The sequence below is a fragment of the Streptomyces sp. NPDC030798 genome, assembly GCF_055572275.1.
The window spans coordinates 194,168-214,546 of the sequence record NZ_JBVIDR010000012.1; the positions used below are offsets into that span (position 1 = coordinate 194,168).

At 71.9% G+C, this 20,379-nt stretch carries 19 protein-coding genes and 1 tRNA gene; 8 read left to right on the top strand and 12 right to left on the bottom strand.

Annotation, left to right across the window (positions count from 1 at the left end; genetic code table 11):
- Nucleotides 1-94: 94 nt before the first annotated feature.
- The 3 genes from ACZ404_RS26725 to ACZ404_RS26735 are packed head-to-tail and all read right to left on the bottom strand — an operon-like array spanning nucleotide 95 to nucleotide 3,539.
- Nucleotides 95-979 (bottom strand): SDR family oxidoreductase, encoded by an 885-nt coding sequence (locus ACZ404_RS26725; RefSeq protein WP_468444092.1) that lies wholly within the window; start codon nucleotides 977-979, stop codon nucleotides 95-97.
- Nucleotides 976-1,932, bottom strand: a complete 957-nt coding sequence (locus ACZ404_RS26730) for an alpha/beta fold hydrolase (RefSeq protein ID WP_468444094.1) — start codon at nucleotides 1,930-1,932, stop codon at nucleotides 976-978. Before ACZ404_RS26730 ends, ACZ404_RS26725 begins: the two co-directional genes overlap by 4 nt.
- Nucleotides 1,929-3,539 (bottom strand): flavin-containing monooxygenase, encoded by a 1,611-nt coding sequence (locus ACZ404_RS26735; RefSeq protein ID WP_468444096.1) that lies wholly within the window; start codon nucleotides 3,537-3,539, stop codon nucleotides 1,929-1,931. The genes ACZ404_RS26730 and ACZ404_RS26735 overlap by 4 nt, the downstream gene beginning before the upstream one ends.
- Nucleotides 3,540-3,727: 188 nt before the next feature.
- Between ACZ404_RS26735 and ACZ404_RS26740 the strand changes: the two genes are divergently transcribed.
- Both ACZ404_RS26740 and ACZ404_RS26745 read left to right on the top strand, forming a co-directional pair.
- Nucleotides 3,728-4,348 carry a MerR family transcriptional regulator gene (locus ACZ404_RS26740; protein WP_468444251.1) on the top strand — a complete coding sequence of 207 codons (621 nt, stop codon included), beginning with the start codon at nucleotides 3,728-3,730 and terminating at the stop codon, nucleotides 4,346-4,348.
- A 233-nt stretch (nucleotides 4,349-4,581) separates the two neighbouring features.
- Nucleotides 4,582-5,130, top strand: coding sequence for a DUF1062 domain-containing protein (locus ACZ404_RS26745; RefSeq protein WP_468444098.1), 549 nt, complete (start codon nucleotides 4,582-4,584; stop codon nucleotides 5,128-5,130).
- On the opposite strand, the gene ACZ404_RS26750 is transcribed toward ACZ404_RS26745, so the two are convergent.
- Entirely contained in the window at nucleotides 5,120-5,920 is an 801-nt protein-coding gene (locus tag ACZ404_RS26750) for an exodeoxyribonuclease III (protein ID WP_468444253.1), read from the bottom strand. The genes ACZ404_RS26745 and ACZ404_RS26750 overlap by 11 nt on opposite strands.
- Before the next feature lie 76 nt (nucleotides 5,921-5,996).
- Between ACZ404_RS26750 and ACZ404_RS26755 the strand changes: the two genes are divergently transcribed.
- Nucleotides 5,997-6,473 (top strand): GNAT family N-acetyltransferase, encoded by a 477-nt coding sequence (locus ACZ404_RS26755; protein ID WP_468444100.1) that lies wholly within the window; start codon nucleotides 5,997-5,999, stop codon nucleotides 6,471-6,473.
- A gap of 49 nt (nucleotides 6,474-6,522) precedes the next feature.
- Here the strand turns inward: ACZ404_RS26755 and ACZ404_RS26760 are convergent.
- From ACZ404_RS26760 to galU, 7 genes are all read right to left on the bottom strand, one after another.
- Nucleotides 6,523-6,596, bottom strand: a tRNA-Ala gene (locus ACZ404_RS26760).
- A 93-nt stretch (nucleotides 6,597-6,689) separates the two neighbouring features.
- Nucleotides 6,690-7,889, bottom strand: a complete 1,200-nt coding sequence (sepX, locus tag ACZ404_RS26765; protein ID WP_468444102.1) for a divisome protein SepX/GlpR — start codon at nucleotides 7,887-7,889, stop codon at nucleotides 6,690-6,692.
- A gap of 172 nt (nucleotides 7,890-8,061) precedes the next feature.
- Nucleotides 8,062-8,727, bottom strand: coding sequence for a GNAT family N-acetyltransferase (locus ACZ404_RS26770; protein ID WP_468444104.1), 666 nt, complete (start codon nucleotides 8,725-8,727; stop codon nucleotides 8,062-8,064).
- Between the two features lie 20 nt (nucleotides 8,728-8,747).
- A complete protein-coding gene (locus ACZ404_RS26775; protein ID WP_468444106.1) occupies nucleotides 8,748-9,251 on the bottom strand; it encodes a MogA/MoaB family molybdenum cofactor biosynthesis protein in 504 nt (167 codons plus the stop codon).
- Nucleotides 9,248-9,760, bottom strand: a complete 513-nt coding sequence (gene moaC, locus ACZ404_RS26780; protein ID WP_464817762.1) for a cyclic pyranopterin monophosphate synthase MoaC — start codon at nucleotides 9,758-9,760, stop codon at nucleotides 9,248-9,250. The genes ACZ404_RS26775 and moaC overlap by 4 nt, the downstream gene beginning before the upstream one ends.
- An 85-nt stretch (nucleotides 9,761-9,845) precedes the next feature.
- Nucleotides 9,846-11,168 carry a molybdotransferase-like divisome protein Glp gene (gene glp, locus ACZ404_RS26785; protein ID WP_468444108.1) on the bottom strand — a complete coding sequence of 441 codons (1,323 nt, stop codon included), beginning with the start codon at nucleotides 11,166-11,168 and terminating at the stop codon, nucleotides 9,846-9,848.
- Nucleotides 11,165-12,076, bottom strand: a complete 912-nt coding sequence (gene galU / locus ACZ404_RS26790) for a UTP--glucose-1-phosphate uridylyltransferase GalU (protein WP_468444110.1) — start codon at nucleotides 12,074-12,076, stop codon at nucleotides 11,165-11,167. The genes glp and galU overlap by 4 nt, the downstream gene beginning before the upstream one ends.
- A 107-nt stretch (nucleotides 12,077-12,183) precedes the next feature.
- Between galU and ACZ404_RS26795 the strand changes: the two genes are divergently transcribed.
- Nucleotides 12,184-12,798: a 5-formyltetrahydrofolate cyclo-ligase gene (locus ACZ404_RS26795; RefSeq protein WP_468444112.1), complete on the top strand. Its 615-nt coding sequence runs from the start codon at nucleotides 12,184-12,186 to the stop codon at nucleotides 12,796-12,798.
- Nucleotides 12,799-12,929: 131 nt separating this feature from the next.
- Here the strand turns inward: ACZ404_RS26795 and ACZ404_RS26800 are convergent, their stop codons facing one another.
- Nucleotides 12,930-15,689, bottom strand: a complete 2,760-nt coding sequence (locus ACZ404_RS26800; protein WP_468444114.1) for a penicillin acylase family protein — start codon at nucleotides 15,687-15,689, stop codon at nucleotides 12,930-12,932.
- 214 nt (nucleotides 15,690-15,903) lie between these two features.
- Between ACZ404_RS26800 and ACZ404_RS26805 the strand changes: the two genes are divergently transcribed.
- The 4 genes from ACZ404_RS26805 (at nucleotide 15,904) to ACZ404_RS26820 (ending at nucleotide 20,314) form a co-directional block, all read left to right on the top strand.
- Nucleotides 15,904-17,415, top strand: coding sequence for a potassium/proton antiporter (locus ACZ404_RS26805; protein WP_468444255.1), 1,512 nt, complete (start codon nucleotides 15,904-15,906; stop codon nucleotides 17,413-17,415).
- Nucleotides 17,416-17,697: 282 nt separating this feature from the next.
- Nucleotides 17,698-18,993: an MFS transporter gene (locus ACZ404_RS26810; protein WP_468444116.1), complete on the top strand. Its 1,296-nt coding sequence runs from the start codon at nucleotides 17,698-17,700 to the stop codon at nucleotides 18,991-18,993.
- 67 nt (nucleotides 18,994-19,060) lie between these two features.
- Nucleotides 19,061-19,378 carry an FmdB family zinc ribbon protein gene (locus ACZ404_RS26815; RefSeq protein ID WP_468444118.1) on the top strand — a complete coding sequence of 106 codons (318 nt, stop codon included), beginning with the start codon at nucleotides 19,061-19,063 and terminating at the stop codon, nucleotides 19,376-19,378.
- 102 nt (nucleotides 19,379-19,480) lie between these two features.
- Nucleotides 19,481-20,314: an S-methyl-5'-thioadenosine phosphorylase gene (locus tag ACZ404_RS26820; RefSeq protein ID WP_468444120.1), complete on the top strand. Its 834-nt coding sequence runs from the start codon at nucleotides 19,481-19,483 to the stop codon at nucleotides 20,312-20,314.
- Nucleotides 20,315-20,379 lie beyond the last annotated feature (65 nt).

Genomic DNA, 20,379 nt, shown 5'->3' on the forward strand with positions numbered 1-20,379 from the left:
TGTGGTGAGTGAGGGTGGGGGCTCGGCCCCGGGGGTCAACCCCTCGGTGGGGCCTCGACCAGATTCACACGGGTGAACACGCTGCGCATGTCGATCAGTTACGGTGCGTAGCACGGGCGGCCTCGTCCGCCGCCCCACCTGCGCCGACGAGCCCCGACCGCATCCCCTGCAGCCGCGACCCGAACCGCCGCATCTCGCGCTGGCCGACGGTGCCGATGAGCCCCGGCAGGTATCCGCGCACGCCCTGCATGCCGCGCAGCCACCACTGTCCGTACACGTGCGCCGAGCGCCGCTCGATCCCGGCGACGATCCGGTCCACGGCCGGGCCCAGCGGGTAGGTCTTGTTCGACGGCCACGGCAGCCGCTGCCGCAGCTCCCGCATCACCTCGTCCTGGTCGGCGCCGCGGACCATGTCGGTGTCGGTCCAGGACAGGTAGGCGACGCCGACGCGCACGCCCAGGTGGCCGACCTCGGCGCGCAGGCTGTGCGCGTACGCCTCCACTCCCGACTTGGAGGCGCAGTACGCCGTCATCATCGGCGCCGGGGTGATCGCGGCGAGAGAGGCGATCTGCAGCAGGTAGCCGCGGCTCTCGACCAGCACCGGCAGGAACGCACGGGCGGTGACCGCCGAGCCGATCAGGTTGACCTCGATCACACGCCGCCAGGCCTCCGGGTCGGAGTCCGCGAACGGACCGCCGGTCGCCACCCCGGCGTTGGCGACCACGATGTCGACCTTGCCGAAGCGCTCCTTGACCTCCTGCGCGACCCGGCTCATCGCCTCGTGGTCGGTGACGTCGGCGTACCAGTACGCGCTGTCGCTGTGCAGCCGCCCGGAGACCTCCTTGAGGGCCTCCTCCTCCAGTCCGACCAGCGCGACCTTCGCGCCGCGCGCGGAGAGTCTGCGCGCCAGCAGCTCGCCGACGCCGCGCGCCGCTCCGGTGACGACGGCGACCTGCCCTTCGAGACCGACCCTGCTCATGCGCCCTCCTCGAGGTGCGGTACGGGGGTGGAGTGGGACCCGGGGGCGGTCCCGGTGACGTACGTGGTGACGAGTTCCCGGATCCGGCCGGTCACCTGCTCGGGAACCTCGATCGGCGTCATGTGGCCGACGCCGGGCAGCTCGGTGAGGCCGACGCACTGCGGCAGCGCGGCGACCAGCGCGCGGGCGTGCACCGGGGGCGTGAGCCGGTCGGACGCGCCGTGCAGCACCGCGGTGGGCGCGTGCAGCTGCCGTACGCCGTGGTCGAGATCGAGCGCCGCGAGCACACCGCCCCAGGCGTGGCGCGCGGCGCGGGGGCAGGCGTGCACGATCCGCGCGCACGCCTCCACCATGTGCGGGGCCGAACCGGCGCCCATGGTGGCGTACTTGAGGATCCGCATCGCGAGCGGCGTGACCGGCCCGAGGGGGGCGCGCGAGCCGAGGATGCGCCCGGTGATCCAGGTGCGCACCCGCCCGGCGCGCAGCGGCACCACCAGTGACTCCGGCACCAGCCGGGAGCTTCCGGTGCTGCACAGCAGGACGGCGGCGGCGTGCCGGCGGAAACGGGGGCGCCCGGCGGCCGCCATGACCGTCATCCCGCCCATGGAGTGGCCGACGACCAGCGCCTTCTCCTGCGGCCCGAGCGTCTGCGCGAGCACCGCTTCGAGGTCGTCCGCCAGCGCGTCGGTGGTGCACGCGGGGCTCGCGGGGCTGCGCCCGTGCCCCCGCTGGTCGTACGCGATGACCCGGTACTCCCCAGCCAACTCCCGTATCTGCGCGGCCCAGAAGGCGGTCGAGCAGGTCCAGCCGTGCGCGAGGACCACCGCGGGCGCGTCCTCGGGCCCGTGCACCTCGACGTGCAGCCGTGCGCCGTCGGCGGAGACTACGCCGAGGGTGCGGGTGGGGGTGGGCGGGGCGTAGGGGCCGGAGGCCACGGAGGCGATGCGGCTCATGCGGCGGTCTCGCTCTTCTTCTCGCTCTTCGTTGCGTTGGTCGCGCCGTTCTTCGTTCCGCTCTTCGTTCCGCTCTTCGTTCCGTCCCGCTGTCCGGACACCGCTGCCGTCCTGCGAAGGACCTCGTACTCCGCCAGGTCCACCCGACGGGTCGCGCGCCGGAACTCGGTCGTCGTACCGGGCCAGATGGTGGTGTTGCGGCCACCGGCGTCCAGGTACCAGCTGGTGCAGCCGCCGGTGTTCCACACGGTTCGCTTCATCCGCTCCTGGACCTTGCGGTTCCAGTCCTCGACGGCCGCCGGCCGGGCATCGAGAGCCGTACGGCCTCCCCCGGTGCCTGGAGGGCCTGAGGGGACCCCCAGGACGTTCAACTGGCGCAGATAGTCGGCCAGATAGTTCAGCTGGGACTCGATCATGAGGATCATGGAGGAGTTCCCGAGGCCGGTGTTGGGCCCAATGATCGTCATCCAGTTCGGGAACCCGGCCACCGAGGCGCCGCGCAGCGCCCGCATGCCGGTCTTCCAGGACTCGGCGAGCGTGATGCCCTCCGCCCCGACCACCCGCTCGGCGATCGGCATGTCCGTGACGTGGAAGCCCGTGCCGAAGATGATCGCGTCGACCTCGGCCTCGCTGCCGTCGGCGGCGACGACGGTGGAACCGCGGATCTCGCTGAGCCCGCTCGCGACCACGTCGACGTTGGGCCGGGTCAGCGCCGGGTAGTACGTGCTGGACAGCAGGATCCGCTTGCAGCCGATGCGGTAGTCGGGGGTCAGTTTGGCGCGCAGGGTCGGGTCCTTGACGGCGCGGGCCATGTTGCGCTTGGCGAGCCGCTCGACCATGCCGAGTTCGTCGGGGTGCTTGGTGAACGCCTGCACCTGCAGCTCCCGGATGCCCCACAGCACCCCGCGCCGCACCTGCGTGGTGAAGGGCAGCGCCCGGTGCAGCCGGCGCTCGGCGTCGCTGATGGCGCGGTCCACGCGGGGCATGACCCAGGGCGGGGTGCGCTGGAAGAGGGTGAGCCGGGCGACCTCGGGCTGGATGGCGGGCACGATCTGGATGGCGGAGGCGCCGGTGCCGACCATGGCGACGCGCTTGCCGGCGAGGTCGTAGTCGTGGTCCCAGCGGGCGGAGTGGAAGACCTTGCCCGGGAAGGAGGCCAGGCCCGGGATCTCGGGGATCTTCGGCTCGGACAGCGGCCCGGTGGCGGAGACGACGACGTCGGCGGTCAGCGCCCCGCGGGTGGTCTCGATGTTCCAGCGCAGCAGGTCGTTGTCCCAGCTCATCAGCTTGACCTCGGAGTCGAGCCGGATGTGCGGGCGCAGCCCGAAGGTGTCGGTGACGTGCTCCAGGTAGGCGCGGATGTGCTCCTGTCCGGAGAAGGTGCGCGGCCAGTCGGGGTTGGGTGCGAAGGAGAAGGAGTACAGGTGGGAGGGCACGTCGCAGGCGCACCCGGGATAGCTGTTGTCGCGCCAGGTGCCGCCGACGCTGTCGGCCCGTTCCAGGACGACGAAGTCGGTGATCCCCTCCCGGCGCAGCCGCACGGCGGCCCCCAGCCCGCCGAACCCGGACCCGATCACCGCCACCCGTACATGCTCGTGCTCGGCCATCCCGACGCCTCCACGCATCGCCTAGGACTCTGCCAGTGAACACTGGCGCAATGGGACTGTAGAGCAGCGGCGTACCGAGCGGTAGGGGTAGGCGGAAGGAAGTTACCGGCGGTACAACATAGGCTGCGACCGTGGCAGACGACGGCGGACACGAGGACGAGCAGGGCGGCGCACCGCGCGAGTACCGCATGGAGGAACTGGCCCGGCTGGCCGGCATCACCGTGCGCACGCTGCGCTTCTACCGCGAGCGCAAACTCATCCCCCCGCCCCGCCGCGAGGGCCGTATCGCCTGGTACGACGACCACCACCTGGCCCGCCTGCGCACCATCGCCGCCCTGCTGGAGCGCGGCCACACCCTGAGCGGCATCGCCGAGCTGGCCGAGGCCTTCGACCACGGCCGCGACGTCGCCGACCTGCTCGGCGTCGGCGCCCCCACCGAGGAGGAGCCGGTCCACCTCACCCCCGAGGAGCTCGCCGCCCGCTTCGAGGGCGAAGTCACCCCGGAGAACCTGGCCGCCGCCATGGACCTCGGCTACCTCGGCACCGACGGCGACCGGATCGTGCACATCAGCCGCCGCCTGCTGGACGTCTCCTCCGCCCTTGTCCGCGAGGGCATCCCGCTCGCCGAGGTCCTCGCGGCCGGCGTGCGCGTCCGCGAACACGCCGAGGCGCTGGCCGCCCTCTTCACCGACCTGATCCGCCGCCACGCCCCGGAGGAGGACCTCCACCGCCTGCGCCCCCTGGCCCGCAGCGTGGTGGAGGCGGAGCTGTCCCTCGCCCTGGACCGGCGGCTGAACAAGCGGGACTAGGTCTTTCGTTCGGATCAGGCCGAGACCCTGGGGCCGACCCGGCTCTGTGCGCCGGAAAACCGGTGGCAGGGCGCCGCCGCGCGCCCTTACCGTGCTGCCCGACCGAGTCGTCTGGGCAAGGACGTGCCGTTGTACACCGTGTGAGACCTCCCGAGCGCTGAATCGTCGCGCGTCGCGCATGTGCGCCGCGCCCCTTTTTGCTGCGGACTTCTCACTGAAACCGGTGTACCTCTGTGCTCACCACCTGGGTGGTCATGCCCACCTGCCTTCCTCTCGTGCTGCGCCGCTGCCACGCCTGCGCGTCCGGGCGCTTCCGGGCGAACGGCAAATTCCGCGTCAACGCGAACCACAAGCTCCTCGACGCCTGGCTGCTCGTGCGCTGCACCGCATGCGGCGACACCGCGAAGCTCGCGGTCCTGGAGCGGATGAACGTGCGCTCCGTACGACCCGAGTTGCTGGACCGGCTGCACGACAACGACCCCGGCCTGGCAGCCGAGCTGCTCCAGGACCCTGCCGTACGGCGCCGCAATCGCATCGCCCTCGACTGGGACGACGCCTGGCGCCTCGACACCGGCGGATCGGATCACCTGGACCACGAGGTGATCGACGTCTCGGTCCGCTTCGCGGCGCGGATTCCCGTCCGGCCGGTGCGGCTGATCGCCGAGGGCTGCGGTCTTTCGCGGGCGGAGGTCGGGAGGCTGATCGCGGAGGGCGGACTCGTCTCGGCGGTCCGGCTGAGCGGCAAGCTCTCCGGCGACTTCACCTTCACACTCAAACGCTGAGCCCGAAGGTCACCGTCACAGGAGCGTGGTCCGACCAGCGCTCCTGATGACTGGCCGCCCGCTCCACCACCGCCTTGACCGCCCGGGCCGCCAGCCCGGGGGTCGCGACGGCGAGATCGATCCTCCATCCCGCGTCGTTGTCGAAGGCGCGCCCCCGGTACGACCACCAGGTGTACGGCCCCTCGGCGTCCGGATGCAGGGCGCGCACGACGTCGACGTAACCGCCCTCCTCGGCGGCGAACACGCGGCCGAGCCACTCGCGTTCCTCCGGGAGGAAGCCGGAGTTCTTGGTGTTGCCGCGCCAGTTCTTCAGGTCGGCCTGCTGGTGGGCGATGTTCCAGTCGCCGCAGACGAGGACCTCGCGGCCGTCGGCGGCGGCCCGCTCCCGCAGCTCCTTCAGATACGCGAGGAACTCCCCCATGAAGCGGATCTTCTCGTCCTGCCGCTCGGTGCCGACCTCGCCGGAAGGCAGGTAGAGGGAGGCGACCGTGACGCCGGGCAGGTCGGCCTCGACGTAGCGGCCGGCGGCGTCGAACTCGGCGGAGCCGAAGCCGACCTGGACGCGGTCGGGTTCGCGGCGGGTGCAGAGGGAGACGCCGGCGCGGCCCTTCGCGGCGGCCGGGGCGTGGACGACGTGCCAGCCTTCCGGCTGCCGCACCTCCTCGGGCAGCTGGTGCGGCTCGGCGCGCACCTCCTGCAGGCAGACGACGTCCGCGGAGGTCCGGGCGAGCCACTCCACGAAGCCCTTCTTGGCCGCGGCCCGCAGCCCGTTCACGTTCACCGAGGTCACAGTCAGCACCAGGGCACGATACCGGCACACTGGTGGGGCCCCACCGCCCACTCTGCATAGAAGTACGATACCCAGCATGATTATTCGCCCCGTTCGTTTCGACCACCCCGACGCCGTCAAGCTCAACGACGAGGTCCAGGCCGAGTACGCCCTGCGCTACGGCGACGACGGCGACGCCACCGTCCTCGCCGCGACCGACTTCGACCCGCCCCGCGGCGTGTACCTGATCGCGTACGACGAGCGCGACCGCCCGGTGGCCACCGGCGGCTGGCGCAGCCAGGACAGCAACGGCGAGGGCAACGAGGACGGCGACGCGGAGCTGAAGCGCATGTTCGTCGTCGCCGGCATGCGCGGCCGGGGCATCGCCCGCCGGATACTCGCCGCCCTGGAGGAGGACGCCCGCATGGCGGGCCGCACCCGCATGGTCCTGGAGACCGGCGTCAAACAACCGGAGGCGATCGCCCTGTACACCTCCTGCGGCTACGAGCCCTGCGCCAAGTTCGGCTACTACCGCCACTACGAGGACAGCCGCTGCTTCGCCAAGCGCCTGTGAACGCGCTGAAGCCCCGGTCGGCTTTCGCCGATCGGGGCTTCATGCTGCGTGGACCTGAGGGGATTTGAACCCCTGGCCCCCTCGATGCGAACGAGGTGCGCTACCGGACTGCGCCACAGGCCCTTGCAACGAGTGAAACTCTAGCATCCCCGTCGGGGTGCTTGGAAATCCGTTCCCGGACTGGTCAGGGGCGGGTCTCCAGGGGCGTGACAGCGGTCACTCGTTGGCCGCGCGGGGGCGGTCGCCGTCCTCGTACTGGTCGAAGAGGGGCGTGCGGCCGCGCTCGCGGGCCCGGCGGGCGGAGGCGGCACGACGGGCGTCGGTACGGCCGTCCGCCGGCCTGTCGTCGTACGGGGACTCCTCGGCCTCGGACTCCGGTGCGTGGTGCGCCTCCGGCTCCGGGAGGGCCGAGCTGGAGCGTGCCGAGCTCCAGGTGTCGGGTGCCCCGAGGTCCACGTCGCTGGTGGCCCGGGGTGCGACCGGCGCGGTCACATAGGTGGGCAGGGGGACCGGGACCGGGTCCCAGCTGTCGCCCTGGCCGGGGCGCCGCCGGCGCTCGCGCTGCTGGTCGACCCACTCGGCGTGGTCGGTCTGCTCCACGAGGGCGCGGCGGTCCGCGGCGAGCGCGGAGAGGCCGGGGTCGGTCTCGGTCCCCAAGGCCTCCTCCGGTTCGTCGGCGGCGGTGCCCGCCTCCAGGGGCGCACGTCGGCGCGGCTGGCGCTCGCGCAGGCGCTGGGCCGCGACCTCGGCGCGCCGGCGGTCCATCTGGTAGGCGAAGCGGCGGCGTTCCTGGGAGCGCAGGTAGGCGATGTACGCGCTGAGCATGACCGCGGGGACGCCGGGGGCCCACAGGAAGGCGAGGCCCCCGACGGCGGCGACGATGGCACCCAGGGTGAAGGCGAGGAAGAGCATCACGGTGGTGCGCCGACGGCGCGCGAGCACCTTCGAGCGCCGGGCCCGTGCCGCGGCCGCCTGCCCCGAGGGGGCGCGCCGCGGGGCCGGGCCGCGCTTCTGCGCGGGCACGGTGCCGGAGGTGCCGGACGCGGGGGCGGGCCGGGGCGCCGGGGTGGCGTGCGGGCCGCGTGCCGGCTCCGGCCGGTCGACCGGCTCCGGCTCGGCGTCCACCCGGACCTGACGGCGGGTCGGAGGCATGGCGAAGGCCCGGACGTCCACCGAGTCGGTGACGGCGTCCGGGTCGCCGGTGTCCGGCTCCCCCTCCTGGGCGGAGCGCGCCCGCAGGTCCTTGGCGTACCGGCGCTCCATACCCGCCCGTCCGGACAGCAGCCGGATGGCGGTGCTGAAGCGTTCCGTCGGACGGGCCTCGTTCAGCTCGTCCTGCCTACGGAGCCACATCGGCACCAAGTAGGCGGCCCAGGCCCCGACGATGACTGCGTAGATGAGGCCGCTGCTGCTCACGCCTCACACGGTAGAGGGGTTTGCATGAGGCCATCTGCCAATTGGGCCGGTGTGTCGCACGATCTGGCTGATATTTCCAGCATTTTTTGCCACCGATGCGATCAGCGGACCACCGAAGTCGCGAATTGAATGCCCCGAGACGGTCGCCCACCGATCAATTTCGAACACTTATTCAATTTCCGGGCCGGCCGGCATTCCCCGGACCCGGCGTGTGCTGCTCCCGCTGCTCGCCCTGCCGCTCCCGCTCCCGTTCGGAGCGGGTCCGGCGCCAGCGGGCGAGCAACCCCTCGGGCACTTCCTCCGCCGTGAGGGCGAAGACGAGGTGGTCGCGCCAGGCTCCGTCGATGTGCAGATAACGCGGCCGGAGCCCCTCCTCGCGGAATCCGAGTTTCTCCACCACCCGGCGGCTGGGCCGGTTCTCGGGGCGAATGCAGACCTCGATGCGGTGCAGACCTACGGTGCGGAAACAGTGGTCCACCGCGAGGGCGACGGCCGTCGGCATGACGCCGCGCCCCGCCACCGCCTCGTCCACCCAGTAGCCGACGTGGCCCGAGCACATCGAGCCCCAGGTGATCCCGGCGACCGTCAACTGCCCGACGAGCTGCCCCTGGTACTCGATGACGAACGGCAGCATCCGGCCCGCGCCCGCCTCGGAGCGCAGGTGCCGGACCATCTGGCGGTACGTCGGCCGGTGCACGATCGGGCCGCTCGGCGTGGGCGGCGGGATGGTCGCCTCCCAGGGGCGCAGCCAGTCCCGGTTGCGCCGGTTCACCTCACGCCACACCCGCTGGTCGCGCAGCTTTATCGGCCGGAGGACGACATCTCCGTCCGCCAGCACGACGGGCCAGGAAGGGCTGTTCAGCTCGCACCCCCGCTGCTGGTGGGTCTCGGGTGGTCGCCGCCGCGGATCTGGTCGACGGCGTGCGCCAGCAGGGGCTCCAGGACGGCGAGCCCGTCCCGCACCCCGCCGGTGGAACCCGGCAGGTTGACGATCAGCGTCCGCCCGGCCACCCCGGCCAGGCCCCGGGACAGCGCCGCGGTGGGCACCTTCTCCCGGCCGTACGCCCGGATGGCCTCGGCGATGCCCGGCACCTCGTGGTCGAGGACCGCGCGGGTCGCCTCGGGGGTGCGGTCGGTGGGGGAGACACCGGTGCCGCCCGTGGTGACGACGACGTCGTACCCGGCCTCGACGGCGGCGCGCAGGGCCGCCTCCACGGGGTCGCCGTCGGGGACGACCTGCGGGCCGTCGACGGTGAACCCGAAGCCCTTCAGGCCGTCGGCGACCAGCGGGCCGCCCTTGTCCTCGTAGACCCCGGAGGCAGCCCGGTTGGAGGCGGTGACCACCAGAGCGCGGTAGCTCATGACCGGCTCCAGTCGCCCGACTTGCCGCCCGTCTTCTCCTCCACCCTCACGTCCGTGATGACCGCTCCCTTGTCGACCGCCTTGACCATGTCGATCACGGTGAGCGCGGCGACGGAGACCGCGGTGAGGGCCTCCATCTCGACACCCGTGCGGTCCGTCGTCTTCACGGTGGCCCGGATCTCCACGGCGTCGTCCGCGACCGACAGGTCCAGTTTCACACCGGACACCGACAACGGGTGACACAGCGGGATCAGGTCCGGGGTGCGCTTGGCCCCCATGATCCCGGCGATGCGCGCGGTGGCCAGGGCGTCCCCCTTGGGGACCCCCTCGCCGCGCAGCAGCTCGACCACGCGGGGCGACACCAGGACCCGGCCGCTCGCGCGGGCGGTGCGCGCGGTCACGTCCTTGCCGGACACGTCGACCATGCGGGCCGCGCCCGCCTCGTCCAGGTGGGTCAGGTGGTCCTGCGCAGGGGCTCCGGGGGTCTCCCCCCGGGAAGGCTCAGTCATGCTGTGTGGCGCTCCCGGTCCGGGCCCGTCGCAGTGCGGTGCACGGGCCTGCTGTGCGCGACACGGTACCGCCAACCGGGCGGGCTCAGCCGAGCAGGACCACCTCGACCTCGGCACCCGGCGCCACCGACTCGGTGTCCTCGGGGACGACGATCAGCGCGTCGGCGTGGGCGAGCGCCGCGATCAGATGGGAGCCGGAGCCGCCGACCGGCGTGACCTCGCCGTCCGCGTACACCCCGCGCAGGAACTGCCGGCGGCCCTTCGGCGAGCTCAGCGCCTCGTCCGTCCGCAGGGTGGCCCGGGCGCGGGGGCGGTGGACGTCGCTCAGGCCCATCAGCGTGCGGATCGCGGGGCGGACGAACAGCTCGAAGGAGACGTACGACGACACCGGGTTGCCCGGCAGGGCGAGCAGGGGGGTGTGGTCACGGCCGATGGAGCCGAAGCCCTGGGGCTTGCCGGGCTGCATGGCGAGCTTGCGGAACTCCACCCCGCTGCCCGGCTCGTCCTCGTCACCGGCGTACGACAGCGCCTCCTTGACCACGTCGTACGCCCCGACGCTCACCCCGCCGGTGGTCACCAGCAGGTCGGCGCGGATGAGCTGGTCCTCGATGGTGGCGCGCAGGGTGTCCGCGTCGTCGGCGACGGCACCGACCCGGTAGGCGATCGCGCCGGCGTCGCGCGCGGCCGCGGTGAGGGCGAAGCTGTTGGAGTCGTAGATCTGGCCGGAGCGCAGTTCCTCGCCGGGCTGGACGAGTTCGCTGCCGGTCGACAGCACGACCACGCGCGGGCGCGGGCGCACCCGGACCCTGCCGCGGCCGACGGCGGCCAGCAGGGCGATCTGCGAGGGGCCGAGGACCGTGCCGGCCTCCAGGGCGAGGTCGCCGGCCTTCACGTCGCTGCCCTGGGCGCGCACGTGCGCGCGTGCCTCGGCGGGGCGGTGCACGCGCACCTGCCCCCGGGCGCCCTCGGGCGCGAGGCTGCGGGCCCGCATCCCGGTGACGGGGCCCTCGCCGAGCCCGCCGTCGGTCCACTCGACGGGGACGACGGCCTCGGCGCCGGGCGGCAGCGGGGCGCCGGTCATGATGCGGGCCGCCTGGCCGGGGCCGACCCGGAGCAGCTCGGCGGCGCCCGCCGCGACGTCCCCGACGACCTCCAGGACGGCCGGGAACTCCTCACTGGCGCCCGCGACGTCCGCGACCCGCACCGCGTACCCGTCCATGGAGCTGTTGTCGAACGGCGGCAGGGACACGGGCACCCTGATGTCGTCGACCAGGACGCACCCCTGGGCCTCCAGGAGGTGCAGCTCGATGGGTTCCAGGGGACGGACGGTGGTGAGGATGTCCTCCAGGTGCTCGTCCACCGACCACAGGTCGTCCGGGGCGGCGGGGCGGGTCGCGGCGCTGCTCAACGTTGCTGCATCTCCTCGGCTACGTAACTGCGGAGCCAGGTCCGGAAGTCCGGGCCCAGGTCTTCACGTTCGCACGCGAGTCTGACAATGGCACGCAGATAGTCGCCACGGTCGCCGGTGTCGTAGCGGCGGCCCTTGAAGACGACGCCGTGCACCGGACCGCCGACCTTCTCGTCCTGCGCGAGCTGCTGCAGGGCGTCGGTGAGCTGGATCTCGCCGCCGCGCCCGGGCTCGGTCTTGCGCAGTATGTCGAAGATGTGCGGGTCGAGGACGTAGCGGCCGATGATCGCGTAGTTCGACGGGGCGTCCGCCGGGTCCGGCTTCTCGACCAGCCCGGTCACCTTGACGACGTCGCCGTCGGCGGTGCTCTCCACGGCCGCGCAGCCGTAGAGGTGGATCTGCTCGGGCGCGACCTCCATGAGGGCGATCACGCTGCCGCCGTGCTGCTCCTGGACCTCGATCATGCGCTGCAGCAGAGGGTCGCGCGGATCGATCAGGTCGTCGCCGAGGAGCACCGCGAAGGGCTCGTGGCCGACGTGCGGGGCCGCGCACAGCACCGCGTGGCCGAGGCCCCTGGGGTCGCCCTGGCGCACGTAGTGCATGGTGGCCAGGTCGCTGGACTCCTGCACCTTCGCGAGCCGCTCGGCGTCGCCCTTCTTCTCGAGCGCCGACTCCAGCTCGTAGTTGCGGTCGAAGTGGTCCTCGAGAGGGCGCTTGTTGCGTCCGGTGATCATGAGGACGTCGTCGAGCCCCGCCGACACGGCCTCCTCGACCACGTACTGGATCGCAGGCTTGTCGACGACCGGCAGCATCTCCTTGGGAGTGGCCTTGGTGGCCGGCAGGAACCGGGTACCGAGGCCGGCTGCGGGAATGACAGCCTTGCTGATCCTGGGGTGGGACTGAGTCATGCCCGCAACCTTATCCGGTGCCTTGCCAGGGAATCTGCGGCTCCGGTCAGTTGGCCCTCATATGAGCACATCTCGTACGAGCACCTGGAGAAAGGCGCGAACGACCAGTGGAACACGACGGACGCACGGCCGAGCCTGACAAGCGCACATTGCGGCGGGAGTTCCTCGGGGTGAGGAACAGATTGCCGGAGGATGTCGTCCGGGCGGCGGGCGACACGCTGGCCGAGCGCGCCCTCGAGCTGCCCGAACTGGCCGCCGCGCGCACGGTGGCGGCGTACGTCTCCGTCGGCAGCGAGCCCGGCACGCTCGCGCTGCTGGACGTGCTGCGCGCGCGGGGCGTGCGCGTCCTGCTGCCCGCGCTCCTGCCCGACAACGACCTGGACTGGGGCGAGTACGCCGGCCCCGACTCCCTGGCGCGCGTCCAACACGGCGGGAAGATGGCCCTGTTCGAGCCGTCCGGCGAGCGGCTCGGCCCGGCCGCCGTGACGACGGCGGACGTGGTCCTGCTGCCCGGGCTCGCGGTCGACGCGCGCGGGATGCGCCTGGGCCGCGGCGGAGGGTCCTACGACCGGGTGCTCGCCCGGCTGGAGCGCGCGGGGGCGCGCCCCGCGCTCGTGGTGCTCCTGTACGACACCGAGGTCGTCGCCCGCGTTCCGGAGGAGGCGCACGACCGGCCGGTGCAGGCGGTGGTGACGCCCTCGGGAGTGCGCCGCTTCCCCTGAGCCCTGGTCCCGGTCCCGGTGCCGGTGCCGGTGCCGGTGCCGGTGCCGGTCCGGGTCCCGCCGGGGAAGACGGAAAGCGGCCCTCCACGCGCGCGTGGAGGGCCGCTTCACCGTCGGTGTCGCTCAGTGGCTCACGGCCTGAGGACGAGGGTGTCGCTCGTGCTCCGGTCGACCGCCTTGTCCGAGAACGACCACGGCAGCAGCTCGCCCTTGACCCACTTGCCGGTCTGGTCGGTGTAGTGGGCGCTGTAGGCGTGCCCGGAGGCGCCGGTGAGGTTGATCCACTTGGACTTGTCGAGGTCGGCGAGGTTGACCACCATCCGCATGGACGGCACCCAGACCACGCTGTAGCCGCCGGCCGCGTTCCAGCCGGTGGCGTCCACGGCCGCCTCGCCGCCGCTGAGCTTCCAGGGGCCGCGGTTGAGGACGTACTGCACTATGCCGGGGCCCCCGGTGCCGAGCGTCTGGTTCTTCAGGAACAGGCGGTGCAGCCGGCCCCAGCTCCAGGTGTCGATGTCCTTGCCGAGCTTGGCGGTCAGCTCCCAGCGGGCGTCGATCATGGCCCGCGCGAACAGCTCGTCCCGGTTGTTCGCCGCCGGGCGGGTGCCCGCCTTGGGCGCCTTCCACCAGTCGCTGTTCGGCTTGTCCATCAGGGTGCGCACGACCTCGAACCACCGGTCGCCGCCGTCCGGCTGGGCCTGGTCGGCGTCGCGCTGGCCGCACTCGCGCACCTTGGTGTCGTCGTCCACCGGGCCGGTGCTGTCGATCTTGTCGACCCACAGGCACTGGCCCTTGACGCGCAGCTCCTTGGGGAGCTTGTTGCCGAAGGCGAGCTTGAGGATGTTGCGCCAGACGGCGTTGAAATACGCGGCCGCCGCGGAGTCCGCGTCCTGGGTGTAGTCCCAGCCCTCGAGCAGCTTCTGGGCGTCGCGGACGTCCTTGTCGTCGAGGTTGATCTTCAGCAGCTTGGGCACCAGCAGCTTGGCGATGTCGCTGCTGTTGTCCAGCTGCATCTGCCGCATGTCGTCGGTGGAGATCTTGCCGCCGTCCTTGATCTTGGACTCGATCAGGTCGGTGATGCGCTGGCTGCGGGCGCCGTAGCCCCAGTCGGTGGTCAGCGTGTACGGGTACCTGTCCGGGTCGATCACGGCCTGGTTGGCGGTGACGATGTAGCCGCGCTCGGGGTTGTACTCGTAGGGCAGCTCGTCCTGCTTGATGAAGCCGGTCCACTTGTACTTCGAGTCCCACCCCGGCGCCGGGATGGCGCCGTCGTCCACCGAGGAGCGCGTCGGGATCCGGCCCGGCAGGGTGTAGCCGATGTGGTTCTCGGTGTCGGCGTAGATCAGGTTCTGCGAGGGCACGTCGAACAGGGCGGCCGCGGCGCGGAAGTCGCTCCAGTTCGCCGCCTTGTCCAGGGCGAAGACGGCGTCCATGGAGGTGCCCGGGTCGAGCGCGGTCCACCGCAGGGCGATGCCGTAGCCGTCGCCGCGGTCGGGAGCGGCGGTGTTGACGGCGGCCTTCTTGCCCACCTGGACGAGTTCGTCGTCCCGGTCGGACAGCAGCGGCATGCCGTCCTGGGTCTGGCGCACGACGATGGTCCTGGCCGAGCCGCCGGCGACCTCGATGGTCTCCTCGCGGGTCTTGAAGGGCCGGACCTTGCCGTCGTACAGGTAGCCGTTCGCGGTGACCTTCTCCAGGTAGAGGTCGGTGACGTCGACCCCGGAGTTGGTCATGCCCCAGGCGATGTCCGCGTTGTGGCCGATGATCACACCGGGCATACCGGCAAACGTGTAGCCCGTGACGTCGTACTGGCACTTGCTGGAGACGGTGCGGCAGTGCAGGCCCATCTGGTACCAGACCGACGGCAGCGACGCCGACAGGTGCGGGTCGTTGGCGAGCAGCGGCTTGCCGGTGATGGTGTACTTCCCGGAGACGACCCAGGAGTTGGAGCCGATGCCCTGGCCGTTCACGCCGACGGCCGTCGGGACGTTGTCCAGGACCTTGTACAGGCTCGTGAGCTGGCTCGTGAGGGCCGAACCGGCGGCGGAGGAGGTGGCGGTGGAGCTCGTGCCCGTGGTGCTCTGAGCGGAGCTCGTGGCGCCGCTCTGCCGGAACGTCCTGGTCACCTCGTTGTACTGGCCGTCCTGCACGATCGGCTTGTTCCGGCCGTACGGGTACTCCGGGTACAGGTCCTGGATCTGCTGCGGGCCGAGACGGCTGGTCATCAGGGCGCGGTCGATCTCGTCCTGCATGTTGCCGCGCAGGTCCCAGGCCATCGCCTTGAGCCAGGAGATCGAGTCGACCGGGGTCCACTTCTCCGGCTTGTAGTCGTTGGTGAGGCCCAGGGCCGCGTACTCCAGGGAGATGTGCTTGCCGTCCTTGCCCTGGAGGTAGGCGTTGACCCCCTTGGCGTAGGCGTCGAGGTACTTCTTGGTGGAGGCCGACAGCTTCGTGTCGTACTCCTGCCGGGCGATCCGGTCCCAGCCGAGGGTGCGAAGGAACTCGTCGTTCGTGACCTGGCTCTTGCCGAACATCTCCGACAGGCGCCCGGCGGTCATGTGCCGGCGCACGTCCATCTCGTAGAACCGGTCCTGCGCCTGGACGAAGCCCTGCGCCATGAACAGGTCCTCGTCGGAGGAGGCGTAGATCTGCGGGATGCCGTTGCCGTCCCGCTTGACGTCGACCGGGCCCGACAGGCCCTGGAGCGTGAGGGATCCCTTGGTCTGCGGGAAGGAGGCGCGGACGGTGCTGATCGACCAGTAGGCCCCGCCGGTGACGCACGCGATGACGGCCAGCACCAGTACGAGCACGACCAGTCGGGCTTTTCGCCCCTTCTTCCTGCCGGACTTGCCGGGCTTGTCACCCGTTGTGGCGGTGGTGTTGGGGGGCATCGCTGTCCTTGCTGTCCTAACGCGAGCGGCAGGTCGGGCTGTGACTTTCAATGAGCGCTGGAGCAACCATAGGCGCAGGGCCCGATCCCCCTTGACGCGGAGTCGGGTACCGACGCGGACGGGCGTTCGATCCTGCCCGGCCGAGCGTCAAGAAAGCGTCAAGAGTTAGGTAAGGTAACGAAGTAACCGGAGAAGCCCAGGGGAGGAAACGCCGCTGACTGTCCACCACCTCAACCAGCTCCTGCTCGCCTGCTCGCTCGTGCTCCTCGTCGCGGTCGCGGCCGTCCGGATCTCCTCGCGCAGCGGGCTCCCCAGCCTGCTCGTGTACCTGGGGATCGGCATCCTCATGGGGCAGGACGGCCTCGGCCACATCCACTTCAACAACGCCGAGCTGACCCAGGTCATGGGGTACGCGGCCCTGGTCGTGATCCTGGCCGAGGGCGGTCTCGGTACGAAGTGGACGGAGATCCGGCCGGTCCTGCCGTCCGCCTCCGTGCTGGCGCTCGCGGGGGTCGCGGTCAGTGTCGGCGTCACGGCGACGGGCGCGCACTACCTGGTCGGGCTGGACTGGCGGCAGTCGCTCATCATCGGTGCGGTCGTGTCCTCGACGGACGCGGCGGCCGTCTTCTCGGTCCTGCGCAAAATCCCCCTCCCCGCGCGCGTGACGGGCACGCTGGAGGCCGAGTCCGGCTTCAACGACGCCCCGGTGGTCATCCTGGTCGTCGCCTTCTGCACGGCCGGCCCGATCGAACACTGGTACGTGCTGCTGGGCGAGATACTCCTCGAACTGGCCATCGGCGCGGTCATCGGACTCGCGGTCGGCTGGATCGGCTCCTGGGGCCTCAAGCGCGTCGCCCTGCCCGCCTCCGGCCTCTACCCGATCGCCGTCATGGCGATCGCCGTCGCGGCGTACGCGGTCGGCGCCCTCGCGCACGGCAGCGGCTTCCTCGCCGTCTATCTGGCCTCGATGACGCTCGGCAACGCCAAGCTCCCGCACTGGCCCGCCACGCGCGGCTTCGCCGACGGGCTCGGCTGGATCGCCCAGATCGGCATGTTCGTCCTGCTCGGTCTGCTCGTCACCCCGCACGAACTGGGCGACGACGTGGTGCCCGCCCTCGTCATCGGACTGGTGCTCACCATGGTGGCCCGCCCGCTGAGCGTGGTGCTCAGCCTCGCCCCGTTCCGGGTGCCGTGGACGGAGCAGGCCCTGATGTCGTGGGCCGGGCTGCGCGGCGCGGTGCCCATCATCCTGGCGACCATCCCCATGGTGAACGGCATCGGGGGCAGCCGCCGCATCTTCAACATCGTCTTCGTGCTGGTCGTCGTCTACACCCTGCTCCAGGGCCCGACCCTGCCCTGGCTGGCGCGCACGCTGCGGCTCGGCGAGCAGGGCGAGGCGTCCGACCTCGGCATCGAGTCCGCGCCCCTGGAGCGGCTGCGCGGCCATCTGCTGTCCATCACGATCCCCGAGGGCTCCCGGATGCACGGCGTCGAGGTCAACGAGCTGCGGCTGCCGGCCGGGGCCGCCGTCACGCTCGTCGTACGGGAAGGAAAATCGTTTGTTCCGCTGCCCACGACGGTGCTGCGGCGCGGCGACGAACTCCTCGTCGTCGCCACCGACCCCGTCCGCGACGCGGCGGAGCGGCGCCTGCGCGCCGTGGGCCACGGCGGCAAGCTGGCCGACTGGCTCGGGACGAACGGGGCGGGCGCGGGAAGCTCGCGCTGAGCGGAGCCGTTTCGTCCGCTTCACCCCGTCTCGGAACCGCAGGTGGACGGCGCCGTGGTGCTCGTTTTCACAGGCTGACGGGGCGATGATCCTTGTACGATAAAGGCGCACCCTGATCGAACCAACTCTGCCTGACGCAGAGCTGGCGCGACCGTATGGCGGCCGTGTCGCCCCCACCCTCGCGTGGGCGCCGGTATCTACCGCAGTCCGCGCAAGAGGACAGCTCTCGGCGCCCGGGCCCGCACGGGGCCCGCGCTACCAGGCGGCAGAAAGGCACGGGCCGTGGGATCCACGGTCACCACCGAACCGGAGAAGACCTCGCCGGCACCGTCCCGCCCGGGATACGGACAGCTGCTGCGCACCCGCGGCGCCTGGACGTTCCTGCTCCCCGGCTTCGCGGCGCGCCAGCCGTTCGCGATGCTCACCCTCTCCATCGTGCTGCTGGTGCAGCACACCACCGGCTCCTACGGCGCGGCCGGCGCCGCCGCAGCCGCCACCGGCGTCTCCATGGCGCTGTTCGCGCCCTACAGCGGCCGCCTCGCCGACCGCTACGGCCAGCGCGCCGTACTGGTCCCGGGCGTCCTCGTGCACGTCCTGTCCGCCCTCTCCCTCACCGCGCTCGCGCTCGCCCACGCACCCCTGTGGGCCCTGTTCGCGGCGGCCGTGCCGACCGGAGCATCGGTGCCGCAGATCGGCCCGATGGTGCGCGCCCGCTGGGGCGTCAGGCTCCAGGACTCGCCCCTGATGGCCACGGCGGCGGCCTTCGAGTCCGTCACCGACGAACTGACCTTCGTCTTCGGCCCCCTGCTGGCGACCGCCCTGTGCACCACCGTGGCCCCGGCCGCGGGCCTGGTCACGGAGGCCGCGCTGACCCTGGTCGGCGGTCTGCTGTTCGCCGCGCAGCGGAGCACCCAGCCGCCGGTGACGGCTCCGGCCGGCCACGCGCGCGTGCAGCACGCCTCCGCCCTGCGGGTGCCGGGCGTGCGCGTGCTGGTCGTGACCTTCCTCGGCATCGGCTCGGTCTTCGGCGGCATGCAGGTCTCGCTGGCCGCGTTCACCGAGTCGATCGGCGAGCCCGGCCTGAACGGCGTGCTGTACGGCGTCTTCGCCGCGGGCAACATGCTCTCCGGCATCGCCTGCGGCGCCATCGCCTGGAAGGTCGCCCCCCAGCGGCGCCTGGTGGTGGGCTACGCGGCCCTCGCGCTCACCGCGTCCGCGCTGTGGACGGCACACTCGGTGCTGCTGCTGGCCGGGCTCGGCCTGCTGGTCGGCACCTGCATCGCCCCCTCCCTGATCACCGGCTACACCCTGGTCGAGAGCCTGGTCCCGGCCGGTGCCCGCACCGAGGCGTTCACCTGGCTGACCGGCGCCGTCGCCCTCGGCCAGGCGGCCGCCGTCACGGTCGCCGGCCAGCTGGAGGACCGGCTCTGGGGCGGCGCCGGCTTCCTGGTCCCGATGACCGGCACCCTGCTCGCGCTGGCCACCCTGGTGGCGCTGCGGTCGCGGCTGGCCACCGGGTCCCGGAACCGCACCGTCGCACGTGGCGTCGGTCACCGCGTGCCGGTGACGGTGGACTGAACCGACGGAATGCGTCACTATGGATCGTCGTTAGCACTCATCGAGTGAGAGTGCCAGGAGGAAGACAGTGCCGACGTACCAGTACCAGTGCACCGAGTGCGGCGAGGGCCTCGAGGCGGTGCAGAAGTTCACCGACGACGCCCTGACCGAGTGCCCGAGCTGCGGTGGCCGCCTGAAGAAGGTGTTCTCCGCCGTCGGCATCGTCTTCAAGGGCTCCGGCTTCTACCGCAACGACTCCCGCGGCTCCACGTCGAGCAGCAGCCCGGCGTCCAAGCCGTCCGGCTCCTCGTCGTCGTCCGACGCGAAGTCGTCCACGGCGTCCACCTCGGCCTCGTCGTCGACGTCCTCGTCGTCGCCGGCCGCGTCGTCGGGCTCCGCGGCCTGACCTCTCACTCCCGGGCCCTGCCGTCGCCTGTGACCGCAGGGCCTTCGGTGTACCCGGGCACCGGCTCCCTGTGCGCGGGCCCGGCCAGCTAGTGTGCTGGCCATGGCGAACGCAGAGATCGGCGTCATCGGCGGCTCGGGCTTCTACTCGTTCCTCGACGACGTGACCGAAGTCCAGGTGGACACCCCCTACGGGCAGCCCAGCGACTCCCTCTTCCTCGGCGAGATCGCCGGCCGGCGGGTCGCCTTCCTGCCCCGGCACGGGCGCGGCCACCACCTGCCGCCGCACCGCATCAACTACCGCGCCAACCTCTGGGCGCTGCGCTCCGTCGGCGTCCGCCAGGTCCTCGGCCCGTGCGCGGTGGGCGGCCTGCGTCCCGAGTACGGCCCGGGCACCCTGCTCGTGCCGGACCAGTTCGTGGACCGTACGAAGTCCCGGGCGCAGAGCTACTTCGACGGACTGCCGCTGCCCGACGGCACGGTGCCCAACGTGGTGCACGTGTCCCTGGCCGACCCCTACTGCCCTGTCGGGCGGGCCGCGGCGCTCAAGGCGGCGCGCGGCCGGGACTGGGAGCCGGTGGACGGCGGCACGCTGGTGGTGGTGGAGGGGCCGCGCTTCTCGACGCGTGCCGAATCGTTGTGGCACCAGGCGCAGGGCTGGTCGGTGGTCGGCATGACCGGGCATCCGGAGGCGGCGCTCGCCCGGGAGCTGGAGCTCTGCTACACGTCGCTGACCCTGGTCACCGACCTGGACGCCGGCGCGGAGACCGGCGAGGGCGTCTCGCACGAGGAGGTGCTCCAGGTGTTCGCGGCCAACGTGGACCGGATGCGAGGGGTTCTGTTCGACGCGGTGGCGGCCCTGCCGGAGACCGGTGCGCGGGACTGCCTGTGCGCGAAGGCACTGGGCGGGATGGATCCGGGGTTCGCGCTGCCGTAGCGGGGCTGAGCAGCTGCTTCGGCCGGGGTGGCGCCGGGCCTGCGCGGGTGTTTTCCCCTTTCGGG